Origin of the sequence: Rhodocista pekingensis, assembly GCF_042665545.1 — a bacterium.
GTDB lineage: Bacteria > Pseudomonadota > Alphaproteobacteria > Azospirillales > Azospirillaceae > Rhodocista > Rhodocista pekingensis.
The window spans coordinates 99,797-117,066 of sequence record NZ_JBHTCM010000005.1 but is presented as its reverse complement, the minus strand read 5'-3'; the positions used below and the strand labels follow the sequence as shown (position 1 = coordinate 117,066).

At 66.2% G+C, this 17,270-nt stretch carries 15 protein-coding genes and 1 pseudogene; 6 read left to right on the top strand and 10 right to left on the bottom strand.

Annotation, left to right across the window (positions count from 1 at the left end; translation table 11 throughout):
• The first annotated feature begins 18 nt into the window (after positions 1-18).
• The 3 genes from cobS to cobT all read left to right on the top strand — a co-directional run bounded on the left by cobS (position 19) and on the right by cobT (position 4,741).
• The gene (gene cobS, locus ACFQPS_RS04590) at positions 19-1,005 is read left to right on the top strand and encodes a cobaltochelatase subunit CobS (protein WP_377356831.1); all 987 of its coding nucleotides are present in this window, start codon (positions 19-21) and stop codon (positions 1,003-1,005) included.
• A gap of 38 nt (positions 1,006-1,043) precedes the next feature.
• Positions 1,044-1,427 (top strand): GxxExxY protein, encoded by a 384-nt coding sequence (locus ACFQPS_RS04585; protein WP_377356830.1) that lies wholly within the window; start codon positions 1,044-1,046, stop codon positions 1,425-1,427.
• A gap of 1,325 nt (positions 1,428-2,752) precedes the next feature.
• On the top strand, positions 2,753-4,741 hold the full coding sequence (gene cobT / locus ACFQPS_RS04580; protein ID WP_377356829.1) for a cobaltochelatase subunit CobT: 1,989 nt from the start codon (positions 2,753-2,755) through the stop codon (positions 4,739-4,741).
• Positions 4,742-5,087: 346 nt separating this feature from the next.
• Here the strand turns inward: cobT and ACFQPS_RS04575 are convergent, their stop codons facing one another.
• The 3 genes and pseudogenes from ACFQPS_RS04575 to ACFQPS_RS04565 form a co-directional block, all read right to left on the bottom strand.
• Complete coding sequence (locus ACFQPS_RS04575; RefSeq protein WP_377356827.1) at positions 5,088-5,492, bottom strand: hypothetical protein; 405 nt, start codon at positions 5,490-5,492, stop codon at positions 5,088-5,090.
• 186 nt (positions 5,493-5,678) lie between these two features.
• Positions 5,679-6,179: a hypothetical protein gene (locus ACFQPS_RS04570; RefSeq protein WP_377356825.1), complete on the bottom strand. Its 501-nt coding sequence runs from the start codon at positions 6,177-6,179 to the stop codon at positions 5,679-5,681.
• A gap of 124 nt (positions 6,180-6,303) precedes the next feature.
• A pseudogene (locus ACFQPS_RS04565) lies at positions 6,304-6,762 on the bottom strand (transposase); the annotation flags it as partial.
• A gap of 252 nt (positions 6,763-7,014) precedes the next feature.
• Here ACFQPS_RS04565 and ACFQPS_RS04560 point away from each other — a divergent pair.
• From ACFQPS_RS04560 to ACFQPS_RS04550, 3 genes are all read left to right on the top strand, one after another.
• Positions 7,015-7,194: a hypothetical protein gene (locus ACFQPS_RS04560; RefSeq protein ID WP_377356823.1), complete on the top strand. Its 180-nt coding sequence runs from the start codon at positions 7,015-7,017 to the stop codon at positions 7,192-7,194.
• A 137-nt stretch (positions 7,195-7,331) separates the two neighbouring features.
• Positions 7,332-7,724 carry a winged helix-turn-helix transcriptional regulator gene (locus tag ACFQPS_RS04555; protein WP_377356821.1) on the top strand — a complete coding sequence of 131 codons (393 nt, stop codon included), beginning with the start codon at positions 7,332-7,334 and terminating at the stop codon, positions 7,722-7,724.
• 106 nt (positions 7,725-7,830) lie between these two features.
• A complete protein-coding gene (locus tag ACFQPS_RS04550) occupies positions 7,831-8,748 on the top strand; it encodes an HNH endonuclease (RefSeq protein ID WP_377356820.1) in 918 nt (305 codons plus the stop codon).
• A 101-nt stretch (positions 8,749-8,849) separates the two neighbouring features.
• Here ACFQPS_RS04550 and ACFQPS_RS04545 read toward each other — a convergent pair whose 3' ends face one another.
• The 7 genes from ACFQPS_RS04545 to ACFQPS_RS04515 all read right to left on the bottom strand — a co-directional run bounded on the left by ACFQPS_RS04545 (position 8,850) and on the right by ACFQPS_RS04515 (position 16,993).
• On the bottom strand, positions 8,850-11,126 hold the full coding sequence (locus ACFQPS_RS04545) for a xanthine dehydrogenase family protein molybdopterin-binding subunit (RefSeq protein WP_377356818.1): 2,277 nt from the start codon (positions 11,124-11,126) through the stop codon (positions 8,850-8,852).
• Positions 11,123-12,109: an FAD binding domain-containing protein gene (locus ACFQPS_RS04540; protein WP_377356816.1), complete on the bottom strand. Its 987-nt coding sequence runs from the start codon at positions 12,107-12,109 to the stop codon at positions 11,123-11,125. Before ACFQPS_RS04540 ends, ACFQPS_RS04545 begins: the two co-directional genes overlap by 4 nt.
• Positions 12,106-12,612 carry a 2Fe-2S iron-sulfur cluster-binding protein gene (locus ACFQPS_RS04535; RefSeq protein WP_377356814.1) on the bottom strand — a complete coding sequence of 169 codons (507 nt, stop codon included), beginning with the start codon at positions 12,610-12,612 and terminating at the stop codon, positions 12,106-12,108. Before ACFQPS_RS04535 ends, ACFQPS_RS04540 begins: the two co-directional genes overlap by 4 nt.
• Positions 12,613-12,884: 272 nt before the next feature.
• The gene (locus ACFQPS_RS04530; RefSeq protein ID WP_377356812.1) at positions 12,885-14,567 is read right to left on the bottom strand and encodes a methyl-accepting chemotaxis protein; all 1,683 of its coding nucleotides are present in this window, start codon (positions 14,565-14,567) and stop codon (positions 12,885-12,887) included.
• Positions 14,568-15,059: 492 nt separating this feature from the next.
• Positions 15,060-15,200, bottom strand: coding sequence for a hypothetical protein (locus tag ACFQPS_RS04525; RefSeq protein ID WP_377356810.1), 141 nt, complete (start codon positions 15,198-15,200; stop codon positions 15,060-15,062).
• A 201-nt stretch (positions 15,201-15,401) separates the two neighbouring features.
• Positions 15,402-16,424, bottom strand: coding sequence for a nucleotidyltransferase family protein (locus tag ACFQPS_RS04520; protein WP_377356808.1), 1,023 nt, complete (start codon positions 16,422-16,424; stop codon positions 15,402-15,404).
• Positions 16,424-16,993 carry a 3'-5' exoribonuclease domain-containing protein gene (locus ACFQPS_RS04515; RefSeq protein WP_377356806.1) on the bottom strand — a complete coding sequence of 190 codons (570 nt, stop codon included), beginning with the start codon at positions 16,991-16,993 and terminating at the stop codon, positions 16,424-16,426. The genes ACFQPS_RS04520 and ACFQPS_RS04515 overlap by 1 nt, the downstream gene beginning before the upstream one ends.
• Between the last annotated feature and the right edge of the window lie 277 nt (positions 16,994-17,270).

Below are 17,270 nucleotides of genomic sequence, written 5' to 3'. Positions count from 1 at the left end.
GAAGAGCAAGCCCCCACGATGGCCACGACCCCCGCCCGCCCCGAGCTTCCCGACATCAAGGTCGCCGTGCGCCAGATCTTCGGCATCGACAGCGACATGCAGGTGCCGGCCTTCAGCCAGGCCAGCGAGCATGTGCCGGAGGTGGACGACGCCTATCGTTTCGACCGCGAAACGACCATGGCGATCCTGGCGGGCTTCGCCTACAACCGGCGGGTCATGATCCAGGGCTATCACGGCACCGGCAAGTCCACCCACATCGAGCAGGTGGCGGCGCGGCTGAACTGGCCCTGCATCCGCATCAACCTGGACAGCCACATCAGCCGCATCGACCTGATCGGCAAGGACGCCATCGTCCTGAAGGACGGCAAGCAGGTGACGGAGTACCGCGAGGGCATCCTGCCCTGGGCGCTGCAACATCCCTGCGCCATCGTCTTCGACGAGTACGACGCCGGCCGGCCGGACGTGATGTTCGTCATCCAGCGCGTGCTGGAGGTGGAGGGCAAGCTGACCCTGCTGGACCAGAACAAGGTGATCCGGCCGCACCCGGCCTTCCGCCTGTTCGCCACGGCCAACACGGTGGGGCTGGGCGACACGACCGGGCTCTACCACGGCACCCAGCAGATCAACCAGGGCCAGATGGACCGCTGGAACATCGTGGCGACCTTGAACTACCTGCCGCACGACGACGAGGTGAAGATCGTGCTGGCGAAGATGCCCGGCCATGACAGCGAAGAGGGACGGCGGAAGATCAACGCCATGGTGCGGCTGGCCGACCTGACCCGCGCCGGCTTCATCGCCGGCGACATCAGCACCGTGATGAGCCCCCGCACCGTCATCACCTGGGCCCAGAACGCCGAGATCTTCGGCGGCGACATCGCCTTCGCCTTCCGCGTCACCTTCCTGAACAAGTGCGACGAGATGGAACGCCCCACCGTGGCCGAATACTACCAGCGCTGCTTCGGCACCGAACTGCCGGAGAGCGGGGTGAAGGCCACCCTGGTCTGAGGCGGCGGCGGCACGGCGGGGAGACACGGGCGGAGGAAATGGACGGGGCGATCGATCCGGAAATCCAGGAGACGACCGGACAGATCCTGTCGGCCGCGTTCGCCGTCTCTTCCGCCCTGGGGCACGGGTTCCTGGAAGGGGTCTACCGCAAGGCGCTGCTGCACGAACTGATGCTGCGAGGCCTCAGGCCCCGCGAGGAGGTCCATTTCCGCGTCCGCTACCGCGATGCCGACTGCGGCAGCTACATCGCCGACCTGGTGGTGGACGGGCGGGTGATCGTCGAGCTGAAGGCCGTGGCGGCGCTGCTGCCCGCACACCGGGCGCAGCTCCTGAACTACCTGCGCGCCAGCGGCCTGCGCGCGGGGCTGCTGCTGAACTTCGGCACCCCGAAACTGACCTATGCGCGGGTGCTGAACGGCTGACCGGGGCTGTCCGACGGGCGGCAGGGGAGCCGGAGAACACGGATGAACGCGGATCGGCACGGATGAGCACGGATAAGAAACGAAAACTGACAGCGGCTGACGCCGCGATCCGTGCGTATCCGTCTTCATCCGTGTCCATCCGTGTTCAGAGAGCCTCTGCCCGGAGCCGTCCGGCGGTCCGCGGGGGAGCCGGGGAACACGGATGAACGCGGATCGGCACGGATGAACACGGATAAGAAACGAAGACTGACAGCGGCTGACGCCGCGATCCGTGCGTATCCGTCTTCATCCGTGTCCATCCGTGTTCAGGGAGCCTCTGCCCGGAGCCGTCCGGCGGTCCGCGGGGGAGCCGGGGAACACGGATGAACGCGGATCGGCACGGATGAACACGGATAAGAAACGAGGACTGACAGCGGCTGACGCCGCGATCCGTGTGTATCCGACTTCATCCGTGTCCATCCGTGTTCACGGAACCTCTGCCTGGGGCTGTCCGGCGGGCGGCGGGGGTGCCGGGCAACACGGATGAACGCGGATCGGCACGGATGAACGCGGATAGGAAATGAAGACTGACAGCGGCTGACGCCGCGATCCGTGTGTATCCGTTTTCATCCGTGTCCATCCGTGTTCAGGGAACCTCCGGCCGGGACTGTCCGACGCTCCGCGGGGGAGCCGGGGAACACGGATGAACGCGGATCGGCACGGATGAACACGGATAAGAAACGAAGAATGACAGCGGCTGACGCCGCGATCCGTGGGTATCCGTCTTCATCCGTGTTCAGGGAGCCTTTGCCCGGAGCCGTCCGGCGGTCCGCGGGGGAGCCGGGGAACACGGATGAACGCGGATCGGCACGGATGAACACGGATAAGAAATGAAGAATGACAGCGGCTGACGCCGCGATCCGTGTGTATCCGTTTTCATCCGTGTCCATCCGTGTTCAGGGAACCTCTGCCTGGGGCTGTCCCGCGGGCGGCAGGGGAGCCGGGGAACACGGATGAACGCGGATCGGCACGGATGAACACGGATAAGAAACGAAGACTGACAGCGGCTGACGCCGCGATCCGTGGGTATCCGTCTTCATCCGTGTCCATCCGTGTTCAGGGAACCTTCGGCCGGGACTGTCCGACGCTCCGCGGGGGAGCCAGGGAACACGGATGAACGCGGATCGGCACGGATGAACACGGATAAGAAACGAAGACTGACAGCGGCTGACGCCGCGATCCGTGTGTATCCGTTTTCATCCGTGTCCATCCGTGTTTTCCTGGCACGGTACGCAGCATGACGCAGTACCGCCCCGACCCACCGACCCGTACCGGGACCTGAGGCCATGACGCAGTCCGAATCCCCCCTGGAGGTCTTCAAGCGCGCCACCGGCGCCTGCGTGCGGGCGATCGCGGAGAAGCGCGAGCTGACCGTGGGGTTCTCCGCCGAGCCGGCGGGGGCCAGCGGCACGCGGGTGCGGGTGCCGCTGCCGGCGCGCGACCTGAACCCGCGCGACGTGGCCGGGGTGCGCGGCGCGGCCGACGCCGTGGCCCTGCGCCTGAAGCACCACGACGCCGCCCTGCACGCGCTGCGCCAGCCGACCTCGGAGACGGCGCGGCAGTCCTACGACGCGCTGGAGCAGGCCCGCTGCGAGGCGCTGGGCGCCTCGGCCATGGCCGGGGTGGCCGCCAACCTGGAGGCGGCGCTGGAGGAGCGCTACCGCCGCCAGGGCTTCGACCGCATCACCGAGCGCGAGCAGGCGCCGCTGGCCGACGCGCTGCGCCTGCTGGCGCGCGAGGCCATGACCGGGGAGACACCGCCGGCCTCGGCCGCCGCCGCGGTCGCGCTCTGGCGGCCCTGGGTGACGGAGAAGCTGGGCCACGGGCTGGAGGAGCTGGGCCGGGTCATGCACGACCAGGAGGCCTTCGCCCGCACCGCCCGCCGGCTGCTGGCCGACCTGGACATGGAGGTGGGCGCCGAGCCGGAGCCCGAGCCCGGCGAGGAACAGCCGCAGACCGACACGCCGGAGGACAGCGGCGACGACCAGGAGCAGAGCGAGGGCGGCGAGCAGCAGGGCGGCGACGCCCAGGAGTCCGCCAGCGGGGAGGAACAGCAGGCCCCCGCCGAGGAGATGGCCGCCGGCGGCGAGAGCCGCGAGGAGGAGGCCGAGACGACCGAGGGTGCCGGCAGCGAGGAGCCGGGCGCGCCCGGCCGGCCCGGCCGCCCCGATGCGCGGCGCAACGAACCCGATCCCGCCGCCTACCGCGCCTTCACCACAGAGTTCGACGAGGTGGTGGAGGCCGACGATTTGTGCGACCCCGACGAGCTGGCCCGGCTGCGCCTGATGCTGGACCAGCAGCTCCAGCACCTGCACGGCATGATCGCCAAGCTGGCCAACCGGCTGCAACGCCGCCTGCTGGCGAAGCAGACCCGCGCCTGGGAGTTCGACCTGGAGGAAGGCATCCTGGACGCCGCCCGGCTGTCGCGCGTGGTGGTGAACCCGGTGCTGCCGCTCTCCTTCAAGCGCGAGAACGAGACGGATTTCCGCGACACGGTGGTGGGGCTGCTGATCGACAATTCCGGCTCGATGCGGGGCCGGCCCATCACCATCGCCGCCATGTCGGCCGACATCCTGGCCCGCACCCTGGAACGCTGCGGCGTGAAGGTGGAGATCCTGGGCTTCACCACCCGCGCCTGGAAGGGCGGCCAGAGCCGGGAACGCTGGATCGCCGCCGGCAAGCCGCCGGCACCGGGCCGCCTGAACGACCTGCGCCACATCGTCTACAAGTCGGCGGACGCGCCCTGGCGGCGGGCGCGCCGGAACCTGGGGCTGATGCTGCGCGAGGGCATCCTGAAGGAGAACATCGACGGCGAGGCCCTGCTCTGGGCGCACGGCCGGCTGATCGCGCGGCCGGAGCAGCGGCGCATCCTGATGGTGATCTCCGACGGGGCGCCGGTGGACGACAGCACCCTGTCCGTCAATGCCGGCAACTATCTGGAGCGGCACCTGCGCCAGGTGATCGGCCAGATCGAGGCGCACAGCCCGGTGGAGCTGATCGCCATCGGCATCGGCCACGACGTCACCCGCTACTACCGCCGCGCCGTCACCATCGTGGATGCCGAGCAGCTCGGCGGTACGGTGATGGAGAAGCTGGCGGAACTGTTCGACGAGGACCCCCGCCCCGCCCGCCGCCCGCCGGGCGCCCCCCGCGGCGGCCATGCGGGCGGCCCCCCGGGTGGTCCCCCGGGCAGCCAGGGAAGCACCCCCTCCCCGCTGGCGGGCCTCGCCCGCGGCAGCAAGACCGCGATGGCCGTGCGCCGCAGCGTGGGCTGAGGGGGGCCGGCGGAGCGCTCCCGGACCAGTGCCGGAGGCGCCAAGGCCCTTGAAATCCGCGTATCCAGGCGATACATATCAGGGGCGACCGTCAGCGGGTGGTTCCCGTGCCACCCCAGTGGAAACACGGCGGTCGTTCCTTCCCCCCCTTGATCAATGCTCTTCAGCGATACCAGACGGGTTGGATGGGCCAGACCCGACTCTGGCACATGGAGCCAAGTCCTGTCTCCTCCCGGAGATAGACCCGGAAAGCCTGCCGCGCCGCGGAGCCTTCCGTGGGTCCGTGCATGAACTGAAGCAGATAGACAAAGATATCCGCCAACTGGAGTTGATTTATTACCGTATTTCATTCAGATAACAAAAGTCTTTCAATGTAATCGGCAGCCTCTTCGATGTCTGAAAATACGCGACATCCGTTTATTGATTCCAAATTTATCTGTGGCCGAGTCACGAGGTCCCGGAGCGGCCGTTCGGTTAGAAAGGCATCGCAATAGCTTAGGGCGGCGGTAGCGTGCTCGAAATCGTAATAGTCGTTCGGTTTGTATTGCCTTCTCTTATCCCATCGCATAGCGGCATGAATGGATGCGCCGATATGGATGCAACGTAGCGCGCCCTTGGTCTCCGGCCTTTTGAAGGCATGGTAAAGCAAGTTGCGGCATATATTGACCGAGTTTGCACGCTCTCCTGGTGTAGGTGATAATTCACGTCCAGCATCTTTTTCAGCAAGCTGATGAATAATATCTGCTGCCACCTCCCCGGCAATCTCGATAGCCCCCTCAATTCGATATCATAGGTTTTGGCAAAGCTACGAAGCTCATCCTTGTACTGAGCGTTTTTTTCATTAGTTTCGCGGCTTAACTCCGCAAACCCATCCGGGTATGGGCAGTTGTCGCCCATGGCGTTCACCATGTCGCTCAGTGAATAATTCCAGAGAAAGTCAAAGAAGGACCTTTGCATGGCCAGATCTTCGGCTGGGGAAAGCTGCGCAATTGAAGGGTAGATTTTGCCAAGGACGCAGGCGATCTTGGTCCAGATCAATTCTTGTATAGAACAAAGATCGGCATCCACTTTGCAGCGCAGAAAAAAATAAGTAAATCTCTGTCTCCATAACAATGTGGGACGGAACCATCGCGATCCCAAGGCTAAGTTCGTCGATGAGCCGTGCTGTGCCGATCCGCCGATCTGATGTGTAGGGCTGCTTCATCAGCTCAAGGAACATACTAGCGCTGATTGGGCAAACAAAGCGACCACCGGCAACACCAGAGCGTAGATTATCAAGCAATCTACACGCCGATGATTCGGCAAGAATTCCTAATGCTGCGTCCCGTATTTTGATCCAAAAGCAGGTGTCCAGGTAAATCTTCTTGCTATTGACCAGAGATTTACCAAGTTCGACTTGGCGTGCTCGACTATGCCGTTCGATGTTCGTCGTATTCATAAGGACACCTCGATAAACGGCGTTTGATCGCTGCGAGGGACTGACGAGAGGGTGATGCGGCGGGAATTCGGCGCTGTCTGTGAGCCGATGCCCTGGTTTTGGCTGTGACGGTGGCCGGGCTGGGCGGTTTCGGCGCTATGCGGGCCGAGGCGTCGATGATCTGGCCGCCCAGCGCGAAGCAGCCGCGATCCTTCAGCGCCGCGTCGAAGCGGGCGCACAGCCCCTCCATCGCCCCGCCGTCACCAGCGCCTCGCGGAACAGCCAGATCGTCGTGCGATCCGGAACCCGGTCGCCCAGGCCCAACCCGAGAAAGCGCATGAACGACAGCCGGCCGCGGACCTGGTCCTCGGCCTGCTCGTCCGACAGACCGTACAGCGCCTGGGGCACCAGGATCTTGAACATCATCACCACGTCCATCGGCGGCCGACCGCCCTGGAGCGGTCCTTGCGCCCCAGGGCCGCGCCCAACGTCGCCCGGAACACCTCGAAGTCAACCACCGCCGACAGCCTTCCAGCGGATCACCTCCCGCACTCAGCTCGGCGTAACGGTCCTGAAGATCGAACAGCCCCGGTTGCCCGCCCATGACCCGTCCCCATCGGCCTGCGACCCAACGAAATCACGGAAACACTCACAGCGCGACGGCTTTTCGAGGCGTCCATGTTGCCGCGTGTGGTCGGCCGCCAGCAGGGACAGGGAGCCGGAACCGAGGGCCGGTTGTCCTTGTTCCCGATGCATCCGATCCCGGAACTGGTCGAGGGCCGGGACAGATCGTGGCTTGCATCCCTCCCGTCTTTCGAGGATAGATCGGCCGTCAGAAACCCCCAGGAGGAGATCCATGATGTTCAAGACCTACCCCGTCTTCGGCGCGACAGCCGGCGCCGCCGGCGTCGATGTCGACCGCCCGTCCGGTACCGCACGCCACGGACAGGCCGACGCGCATCAAGGATTTCCGACATCCGGGGGAGATAATGAGCTTCTTTGTGTCACTGGGCCGGGGGCCCAAGCTTTACGTTGAGCTGGCGCGCTGGGCCTCCCTGCCGCGCGGCCTTCAGGTCCGCCGGGAGAACGGGGAGTTCCTCGTCTGGCTCGGGCGCCTCCATCTGATCTACACCCCGGCCCGCTGGCGGCCGGTGGCGAGAGGACCGACGGACTATGGCCGTACCCATCAGGGGCGCAGACTGGCGTCCTGAAGCGCTCGACCCGCTGGTCAGGGTGCTGGAGGAACTCCGCACCCTCGACCCGGACCTGCCCATCCAGTACGCGCTGTCCTTCCTGACGATCGCCCAGAACGAGGGGCTGTCGATCCGGGACCTGTCGGAGCGGCTGGGCATCGCCCAGTCCTCCGCCTCGCGCAACGTGGCCGCGCTGTCGCGCTGGCACAGCTTCGGCAAGGAGGGGCTGGACCTCGTCCGCGCCGAGGAGGACCCGCGCGAACGCCGGCGCAAGATCGTGACCCTGACCGAGAAGGGCCGCGCCCTGGCCGGCCGCCTCGCCGACCTGCTGCACCCCACCGCCCCGCAGCGGATGACCCTGCGCAGCGCGTGAGGGGGGGCGGGACGCGACGCCCAGTCCGGGGCACAACGGTCTATGGATGGCGGGGCAGTCGTCGGCTATCGTCATCCGATACCCGATGGTCACGCCCAGAACCGGAATGAAAGCCGTCTTCACGACCAAGGTCGAGCCGACCTACGACGACCTGCCCGAGTTCCGGTATCACTTCCCCCGTACATACTTGAATGTGGCGGAAGCCGCGGTCGGCGATTGGATCATCTACTACGAACCCCGTCGGGCCAGCGGGGAGCTGTCCAGCAGGGGGGGCCGGCAATCCTATTTCGCCACGGCGCGGGTAACGCAGATCGTGCCGGACCCAACCGTGCCCGACCATTTCTATGCCTTCGTGCGCGATTACCTGCCCCTGCCGCGACCCGTGCCGTTCCGGGAAGGCGAGCACTACTACGAAGCCGCCTTGCGCCGGCAGGATGGGCAGACGAACAAGGGGGCTTTCGGCCGGGCGGTGCGCCCCCTTTCCGATGCCGAGTACCTGGAGATCCTGACCGCCGGGATGGCAAGGCTCCTGGATCTGGCCGAGCCGGCCGGATTGGCTGCCGATCCGGCTGCGGCGGTGGCCCCGTTCGCGTTCGCCGACGAACCGGCGGCGTTCGAGCGCCCGATCATGGAGCGGTTGGTGGCCCGCCCGGTGCGCGACGCCGCCTTTGCCGCCGCCGTGAAGTCCGCCTACCATGAAACCTGCGCCGTCACGGGACTGCGCCTGATCAATGGCGGCGGCCGGTCGGAGGTGCAGGCGGCCCACATCCGCCCCGTCGCCGCCGACGGGCCGGACAGCCCGCGCAACGGTCTGGCCCTGTCCTCCACCGTCCACTGGATGTTCGACCGCGGCCTGATCTCCGCCGCAGACGACCACTCGCTGCTTGTCGCCGAGAGGCACGTCCCGGATAGCGCGCGCCGCCTGTTCCTACCCACCGGCAGGCTGCTGCTGCCCGAGCGGAGCGACCTGAGACCGCATCCCCAGTTCCTGAAATGGCACCGGGAGAACGTGTTCAAGGGATGAGCATGGCGTTCGCCCAGGGCGGCGGATATCCCCTCCCGCCCAGAGGACGACGGATATGATCGGAGCCGCCCCGGTTGCCCCCCAGCGCGGGCGGACCGGGATCACAGCAGCCTGTCGAGCGTGACCGGCAGGTCGCGGATGCGGCGGCCGGTGGCGTTGTAGATCGCGTTGGCGACGGCGGCGCCGGTGCCGGTGATGCCGATCTCCCCGATCCCCCGGGCGCCCAGGGGGGCGTGCGGATCGGGGATGTCGGTCCAGATCACGTCGATCTCCGGCACGTCCAGATGCACCGGGATGTGGTACTCGGCGAGGCTGGGGTTCATCACCCGGCCCGTGCGCTCGTCGAACCGCGTCTCCTCCATCAGGGCGAGCCCCAGCCCCATGATGATGCCGCCGCGGAACTGGCTGGCGGCCGTCCTGGGGTTGAGGATGCGGCCGCAGTCGAACGAGCCCAGGAAGCGGCTGACCCGCGGCTCGCCCGTGACCGCATGGACGCGGACCTCGCAGAACATCGCACCGTGGCTGTGCATCGACCAGTGCCGGGTCTCCTGCGGTTCCGGGGCGGATGCCTCGACGGACACGCTGTCGCGCAGGGCGCGCCCGAGGATGGAGGCGTAGCTCTCGTACCGGCCGGGCTCGGCGAGCGCGCACAGGCCCCCGTCGCGGCTGCCGACCTCGTCCGGACCCAGCCCGGCGAGCGGGGAATCGTTGCCGGCCAGGGCGAGAAGCTCGGCCAGCAGGGCGCGGTGTGCCGCCATCACCGACGCACCGATGGCGGCCGTCTGCTGCGAGCCGCCGGCCAGCACCACCCCCGGCAGGGTTGAGTCGCCATAGGTGAAGGTTACCGCCTCCGGCGGCAGGGCCAGCCGCTCGGCGGCGATCTGGGTCTGGACGGTCGCCGTGCCCATGCCCATCTCGTGCGCCGCGATCTCGACCACCGCGCGCCCGTCGCGGGTCAGGGTGAGCCGCGCCGCCCCGCCCGGCATGCGGTAGTAGGGATAGGTCGCCATGGCGCAGCCCATGCCGACCAGCCAGTCCCCGTCGCGGGTCGCGCCCGGCACCGGGTTGCGCCGGCCCCACCCGAACCGCTCCGCCCCCGCCCGCCACGCCTGGACGATGTGGCGGGACGAGAAGGGCAGCCCCGATACCGGGTCCGTCTCCGGCTCGTTGCGGAGGCGCAGCGCCACCGGGTCGATGCCGAGCGCCTCGGCCAGTTCGTCCATCGCCCCTTCCAGCGCAACGGTGCCGACCGACTCACCCGGCGCGCGCATGAAGGTGTTGCTCAGCATGTCCAGCTCGACGACCTGCACGTCGAGCTTCATCGCCGGGGTCGCATAGGCGCTGCGGGTCGGCAGGATGAACGGCTCCGGCATCACGTTGAAGGCCGTCTTGGGCGTCGTCCCCTCGTGGATCAGCGCTGTCAGCCGCCCGTCACGGTCGGCGCCCAGCGCCACCCGCTGTTCGGTCGGGGAGCGGCCGCCGACGATGCGGTAGACGTCCGCGCGCGTCAGCACCAGCCGCACCGGACGGCCGACCAGCCGGGCCGCGGCGGCGGCGATGACCTGGTGCTGCCAGAGGCACTTGCCGCCGAACCCGCCGCCGACGAAGGGCGAGGTGACGACGACCTGCGACTCGTCGATCCCGAACATCCGGGCGATGGACCAGGCCGAATGCGCCACCATCTGCGAGGCGTCGTGGACGCGCAGCGTGTCGCCCTGCCAGGCGCAGGTGACCGCGTGGGGTTCGATCGCATTGTGATTGTGCCGCGGCGTGCGGTAGACGACATCCACGGTGACGGGGGCCGCCGCCAGGGCCGCGTCGGCGTCGCCGACCTCCACATGCAGGGGCCCGCCCATGAACTGCCCGTCGCGCGTGCCCCGAGCCTTGGCCTCCGCGAAGCGCGTCACCGCCGCCTCGGCGTCGTAGCGGACGCGGACCAGGGACGCCGCATGGGCCGCCTGTTCGTGCGTCGCGGCGAGGACGACGGCGACCGGCTGGCCGTTCCAGCGCACGCGGTCGTCCTGCATCACCGGCAGATCGTCGCCGGCCGCGGCCTTGGGCGCGGAGAGGAAGACCGGCGGCGGATGCAGCCGCGGGCAGGTGCGGTGCGTCATGACCGCGACGACGCCGGGGGCCGCCTCGGCCGCGCCGGTGTCGATGACGGCGATGCGGCCCCTGGCCACCGTACTGCAGACGAGCGCGGCATGGACCAGGCTCGCCATCGGGATCTCCGCCGCGAAGGGCGCCCGCCCGGCCACCTTCAGCGGCCCGTCGATCCGCGCGACGGGGCGGCCGATCTGGCCGTGCTGCCGCGGACGCAGGAGCGGGTCGGGGGCGACCGCTCCGGCCCCCGGTTCCGTGCTGCCGGTGCCGCTCATGGCGCCTCTCCCGCAAGCTCTGCGAGCGCCGCGACGATCGTCCGCCGCGTCAGTTCGATCTTGAAGCCGTTGTCCTTCAGCGCCCGGGCGGCGGTGAGTTCGGCGTCCGCCGCCGCGCGGAACGCGGCCGCGGTCGCCGGCTGCCCGCGCAGGGCCTGTTCCGCCCGCCAGGCCCGCCACGGCGTGGGCGCGACCCCGCCGAGGGCGAGGCGCACCTCCCGGACATGGCCCGCCTCGACGGTGAGCACGGCGGCGACCGAGACAAGCGCGAAGGCGAAGCTCGCCCGGTCGCGGATCTTGCGATAGGTCGAGCGGCTTGCGGACAGCGGCGGCGGCAGCTCGACCGCGGTGATCAGCTCGCCGGGGGCGAGCACCGTCTCGATGTCGGGCCGGTCGCCGGGAAGCCGGTGCAGCTCCGTCAGCGGCAGGCTGCGGGCCCCGGCCGCGCCCTCCAGCCGGACGGTCGCATCAAGGGCGGCAAGGGCGACGGCCATGTCCGAGGGATGCACGGCGACGCAGGCGTCCGAGGCGCCGAGGATCGCATGGTTGCGGTTGAACCCGTCGATCGCGTCGCAGCCCTGGCCCGGCGTGCGCCGGTTACAGCGCGACCCCGCGTCGTCGTAGAAATAGGAGCAGCGCGGGCGCTGGAGCAGGTTGCCGCCGACCGTCGCCATGTTGCGGATCTGGGCGCTGGCCCCGGAGAGGATGGCGCGCGCCAGCGCCGGATAGAGCGTCCGCACCAGCCGGTGCTCCGCCACCGCGGTGTTGCGCGCCGCCGCCCCGATGCGGAGACCGCCGTCGGGCAGCACGTCGATCCCGTGCGACAGGCCGGTCACATCGACCAGCGCCGCCGGGCGTTCCACCGTCTCCCGCATCAGATCGACAAGGTTGGTGCCGCCGCCGAGATACTTCGCCCCGGGGCCTGCGGCACGGCGCACGGCGTCCGCCGCATCGGCGGCCCGCGCATAGACGAACGGGGTCATGCCGCGGCCTCCGCGACGGTTCCGGCGATGGCGGCGATGATCCCGTTGTGTGCGCCGCAGCGGCACAGATTGCCGCTCATCCGCTCGCGCAGTTCCTCGGGGGTGGGCGCGATCCTGTCGGCCGCGAGGTCCGCCGTCACATGGCTGGGCACCCCGCGGCGCAACTCCTCGATCATTCCCACGGCCGAGCAGATCTGGCCCGGCGTGCAGTAGCCGCACTGGAATCCGTCCTGCTCGATGAAGGCCCGCTGGAGCGGGTGCAGGGCATCGGGCGTCCCCAGCCCCTCGATCGTCGTGATCGACCGGCCCGCATACTGGACCGCCAGTGCGAGGCAGGAAACGATGCGCTCCCCGTCCGCCAGCACGGTGCAGGCCCCGCAGGCGCCCTGATCACAGCCCTTCTTGGTCCCGGGCAGCCCGAGATGATCGCGCAGCAGATCGAGCAGGGAGACGCGCGGATCGTCGGGCAGGCCGACACTGACACCGTTGACCGTCATGCTCATGGAAGACCCCGTGGTCGTCTGGTCCGCCGGCAGGGCCGGCGCCACTCTCAACCAGGGCGGGGCTGCTTTGTGCCGCCGGAAACACCGATCCGCCGCCAGAGGCGGAAGAACGGCGATGGCCCGGACGGCGGGGGCCCGGACGGCGGGGGCCCGGACGGCGGGGGCCCGGACGGCGGGGGCCCGGACGGCGGGGGCCCGGACGGCGGGGGCCCGGACGGCGGGGGCGGCCCCGCGGCACCGGAACGGCGCCGCGGGACCCCGTCGGTCGGGGATCAGGCCGCCTTGATGGCGGCGAGGAAGCGTTCGACCTCCTGCTTGAGGGACTCGGACTGGCGGGCCAGGTCGCCGGCGGCACCCAGCACCTGGGTGGCAGCGGCGCCGGCCTGCCCGGTCACCTGCGTCACCTGACCGATGTTGGCGGAGACCTCCTGCGTGCCGGCCGCGGCCTGGGTCACGTTGCGGCTGATCTCGTTGGTCGAGGCACCCTGCTGCTCCATCGCCGCGGCGATGGTGGCGGAGATGCTGTTGACCTCCTCGATGATGGTGCCGATGGACTGGATCGCGGTCGAGGTTTCGCCCGACACCTTCTGCACGGCGGCGATCTGGGCGGCGATCTCCTCCGTCGCCTTGGCGGTCTGGCCGGCCAGGTTCTTCACCTCGCTGGCGACGACGGCGAAGCCCTTGCCGGCCTCCCCGGCGCGGGCCGCCTCGATCGTGGCGTTCAGGGCCAGCAGGTTGGTCTGGGCCGCGATCGCCTGGATCAGGGTCACCACCTCGCCGATCTTCTGCGTCGCCGCGGTCAGACCCTCGACCGTGACGTTCGTCTCCCGCACGCTCTGCGCCGCCCGCTGGGCCACGCCCTTGGCGCGGTTGACCTGCCGGTTGATCTCCTGGATGGAGGCGGCCATCTCCTCCGCCGCGGCGGCGACGGTCTGCACGTTGGCCGTGGTCTGCTCCGCGGCCGAGGCGGCGGAGGTGGCCTGACGGCTGGTTTCCTCGGCGATGGCGGCCATGCTCTGGGCGGTGGCGTCCAGTTCGGTGGCGGCGGCGGAGACGGCGCGCAGCGACTCGCTGGAGGTGCCGTCGAAGGCATGGACGAGCGAGTCCACCCGCGCGGCGCGGGCGGCCTTGGCCTTCTCCTCCGCCTTCTGGGCGGCGGTCAGGCGCTCGGCCTCGATCAGCCCGTCCTTGAAGACCTGCACGGCGCGGGCCATGGCGCCGATCTCGTCCTTGCGGTCGGCGCCGTCCACCGGCGCCGTCAGCTCGCGGCGGCTGAGCCGGTTCATCGTATCGGTCAGGCGCAGCGTCGGCCCGGCCACGGTGGCGACGGTCGTCAGACCCGCGGCCACGGCAAGGGCGGCGGCGACGATCAGGGCGATGACGGTGCCGACCATGGCGCTGCCGGTCGCGTCCACGATCATGTCGCCCGCGTCCTTGCCGGCATGCTCATTGATCTCGACCGCTTCCTCCAGCGCGGCGATGGCCTCGTCGATGGCGATGCGCGACGGGCCGTTGTAGATCGCCAGCAGGTCGGCGCGCTTGCCGTCGCGCAGCAGGGTCTCGATCTCCGCCGACATCGGCAGGAACCGGGCCCAGGCCCGGTCGAACTTGCCGAACGCCTCCCGGTCACTGGTGATCAGGACCTCGTAGGCCTGACGGCTGGCCGCGATCTCCGCGATCTGGCCGGCCAGAAGCTCCCGGCGCTCGGCGATCACCTCCGGGTCGGTGTTGAGCAGCATCGCCGCCTGATGGCGGCGGTAGTTGAGCACCCCCTTGAGGATGCCGTTGCTGCCGACCACCGAGGGCAGCGAGTTGCCCGCCACCACGTCGGCCGCCCGGCTGATCGTGGCGAGCTGGGCCAGCCCGAACCCGCCGAGAGCCAGGGTCACCAGCAGGACCAGCCCGAAAGCAGCGAAGATTCGGACGCGTATGGATATATCGACCAGACGTGGCATGGCGCATTCCTCCATTCCGGTGACCAGGAAGCGATCACCTGGAACGAGCTTAGAATGGCGACGAATTCGATGAAAATGCCGAACTTCAATAAACGGTCATCAATAGCGAGATAAAACAGCGCGCCGCCCCAATTCCGGGCGCACGTTTTCACGCAATGAGCATTCTAACATTCATTAGTATGCTAATAATTTACTGTATGAATATTATGTATTAGCGATTAATTATTGATAACTTGTTAACAATCCCTGCCCAAGGCGCACAGGAGCGCAGCCGACCGGGCCTGATGTTTCAGGCATGGCAAATCCGGGCATGACGCCCCAGGGTATGGCGACCGGCTCCTGCGGCCCGGTCCTCGGGGAACGCCGCCCCGACGGGCGGCCGACGGAACAGGGCCCCGGGTGATGCCCAAGGGGGCACCCGCCCGCGGAACAGAACGCAGGAAGGGGGGGATCAGGCGGGAAGGCGGATCGGCAGCCGGCCCGGCGGACCGGTCAGGCGGCGACGTGCGGCGAGGCGCCGAGTTCGGCATCGGGGACGGTCCGTCCGTCCCGCTCGATCAGGCCCACGGTGACGAGCACCTGCCCATCGGCGTGGACGTTCTTCTGGTCGCGGCCCCGCCGCCGGACAAGCACCCGGACGCCGGCTCCCGCCGCAGGTCATCCAGCAGCGCGACGCGGCGGGGCGTGAAGATGGCGGCGACGCCGGCCCGGTCGGCGAAATACAGCCGGTCGGACGGCTCGGCCGGACCGCCCGCCTCCGCCGCCGTCCAGGCCTCGACGAACCCGGCCACAGACGCGCGCGCGGGCATCCAAAGGCAGCAGAAACTTAGCGCCCTAAACAACCATGAGGCGGAAAAGTTCAGATTCCCTGCCGATTTTCTGCATCGCATCAAACATAAGCTCGCCGAAGAGCTTCGAATCGGACATGAGGTTATGAAAGGATTCTCTATCTTCAAATCTTTCTTCGAGAGGAGTTTCCGACTCTCCCGTATTCACCAGAAATTTATCGTACTGAATCAGCAGCCTCTCGATAGTGTCGCGAGATTCGCGAATGCCGTCAACAGTCAACAGGAATTCTAGGCGCTCCGTTGGCGTTTTCTCGGTCATCTTTATCGCGTCTTTTGGCGATACAGTTCCATTTTCCTTAAAAATCGCAAGAAGGTAGAGAAGAGCGGAATAGCATGTGAGCATCCTGCTATGCTTTAACTTATAATTCTTTACTTTTCCGCTTATTTTGTTTTTTTCCGGGATTGTTTTTCTTCGCGCCTCGTAATTAACACAGAAAGTTCTCCAGAGACGCAAAATGTCATTTGCCAGAAATGCAGGTGCAAAATTCTCCTTGTGATCCTCGTAGTCTCTCCAATATGCAGCGGTTACGTCACTTATTACATCAGAATAAACAGAATTGCCAAGCAATGGGCGACTTTCAAGAAACAACAACAAACGCCCCGTCAGGGCATTAGTTGAGTCGTCATCAGGCGCGCCAAGGGTTTTTACAAATGCATCTACAGAATAGTGACCAAGATACTTTCCATCGCCATCAAAATCCGGGATATTAAGCTCACGAATTGCTTTGATCAAATCAGCCTTAATACAAATTTCGTCAAGCCTCTTTAACTGACTTTTCTTAATGCCCTTTTCGTCTTCCTGGTCCTCTTGCGATCGAGCAACAATAAATAAATCAAGATCACTTCTGGAGCTAGCTTCCAATCTTCCAAACGAGCCAGTGGCATAAATGCAAGCCACGTTTCCCAGTAGAGCATTGGCCCCACTAAGCTTGTTCTTTAAGTCACTTGTTCTCGTCAAAGTATATTCACGTCGCTTCTTGATTTCATTCAACACAACGCGCTCATTCATTACAATCTCCATTCAAATACCTTGGCAAAAACCTCTGCCTGCTCGATGGCGTCATCGACTGCATGATGCGTGTGGATACGCTCAGAGCGAAGAGAAGTCGGCAACCGCGATCTACCAGCATGAACAATCGGCAATCCGGTTTTTACCGCAACTGCCGTCTTTATGTCAAAACATTGCGAATACCCAAAGGGCGAGCCGTTTTTCGAAAACCGAATGAAGTACCAGTAGAGCCATGCCCAATCAAAACTCAGTGGGTATGCAACAAGAATTGGCTTTCCATTTTTGGATAAATTCTGCACCCATTCATATGCTTCGTTCATAGCGTCAATGGGATTTGCACCGCGCTCCATTAAGGCCTGGCGATTTAACCCATTAACCTTAAGCGCCTCTTCTTGGTACTGTTCAGATATTGGCTTTAGCTCTTTGTAAAAGTACAAGTCGTATGATTTTGGTTTATGGAATGACACGCCATTATAAGACCCTGCATACACGAGGGCAAAAGACAGAATCGAATATGGCCCAGGAATGGGTCCATCAGTTTCGATGTCTGCCGAGAAATAAATGTCCACATTCCGCTCCGCTTTGCGATACACATCGCTTAATATGGGATCTTTATATGCTCACTGTCCGAGGCCGCAAGCGAGAGGCAACTTAATGAGCTATGGCAAACTGGGCAACGGGGCATTGGTATCTATGCACTCCTCGGCTCCCATGACAGATCCGCATATATTGCACCCCGGGGGAATATTAGATGATTTAACCTTAAAGGAATGCACAGTCATATAGGACGCCAAACGCGCCCCATAGACATGGCCCAAATAATTTTGGATAGCATGCTTAGAATCG